The sequence below is a fragment of the Synechococcus sp. R3-13 genome (genome assembly GCF_047462195.1).
GTDB lineage: Bacteria > Cyanobacteriota > Cyanobacteriia > Thermostichales > Thermostichaceae > Thermostichus.
The window spans coordinates 1-1,257 of sequence record NZ_JANSIO010000419.1 but is presented as its reverse complement, the minus strand read 5'-3'; the positions used below and the strand labels follow the sequence as shown (position 1 = coordinate 1,257).

The 1,257-nt window shown below is 59.5% G+C and carries 1 protein-coding gene; it reads right to left on the bottom strand.

Translation table 11 applies throughout. The features are described 5' to 3' along the window. Positions 1–177: 177 nt before the first annotated feature. A partial coding sequence (locus NW856_RS12210; protein WP_414400491.1) for an FAD-dependent oxidoreductase occupies positions 178–1,257 on the bottom strand: 1,080 nt, incomplete at its 5' end.

Here is a 1,257-nt window from a genome sequence, read left to right as displayed (position 1 = left end):
AAGCGCTCCGCGCCGCTAAAGCGAGAGAGTGCAGGCTTCAAGGGCTCCGTCCCGCTGGCGCGAATGGGAGGGCAACCCGACAGAGGAAGTGCCGTAGCAGAACCAGGAACCGGAATCCTCGCCCTTTATGACGGGGAGTATGTCAAAGGGGTCAAGTGCCATCAGGTGAAAGTCCTCCTATTGGGGATCCCTGTGGGCAGCCAGAATGGCCTGAGCAGCCAGGTGGCCGGAGAGGGTGGCCCCTTCCATGCTGTCGATGTAGTCTTGGGCGGTGTAGCTGCCGGCAAAAAAGAAGTTGGGTATTGGGGTCTTTTGCTGCGGGCGATAGGGATCCATGCCCGGCGCTTCTCGATAGAGGGAGTGGGCCAGTTTCACCACGCTGTACCAGGTCATGTTCAGTTGCCGGGATGAAGGAAACAGCTCGTGGACTTGGTGCAGCACGTGCTGGGCAATTTGCTCGTTGGGCATGGAAATGAAGGGATCCCCCGGCGTGAGCACGCATTGTAGCAGGGATCCCTGGCCGGGTTTGTAGTAGTCGGCGGGGCTGGTGAGGGCCAGATCGGCAAAGCAGGAAAAATCGGCATCGGCGGTGTAGAGGAGATTGTCGATACCCAGAGCCTCTGGGTGTTCGCCAGCTCGTTTGGCCTGGCCTTGGGGGTTCAGCTCCGTCACCCAGCCATCGAAGCGCAACTGCACCGTGGCCACAGGTACGGATTCCAGCTTGTAGAGGTTGTCGAACTGAGGCCACTGCCGCCATACTTCCGGGATCAGCCGCTTGGCCCCTTCCACCGCCGCTGCGCACACGTACACATCTGCCTCTACCCGCTCTCCATTAGTCAAGAGCAAGCCGGTCACCGCGTAGGGAGGAGAGTCGTTCACTTCAATGCGGCTGACCCCTCTGCGGGTGTGGATCTGGCCCCCACGGGCTTGGATGTAGCGGACGATAGGCTGAGTGAGATAGGTGTCCGGGGATCCCTTGAGGAAATTGAGCTTGGAGGCTTCTGTTTTGCTGGCAAACATCTGAAAGATCGTCAGCATGCAGCGGGCAGAAATCTGCTCTGTATCGATAAAGCCCAAGGCATAGGCAATCGGGTTCCACATCCGCTTCAGGCTACCCTCGGATCCCCCATGCCGCCGAAACCAATCGGCAAAGCTCATCCGATCCAAGGCGCGAATTTGCCGCATCGCCCCTTCATAGTCCAGCAAGCCGCGAATCAAAGGGCTGGTGCCCAGCGCCAAGGCGTTGCGCAGCTTGTC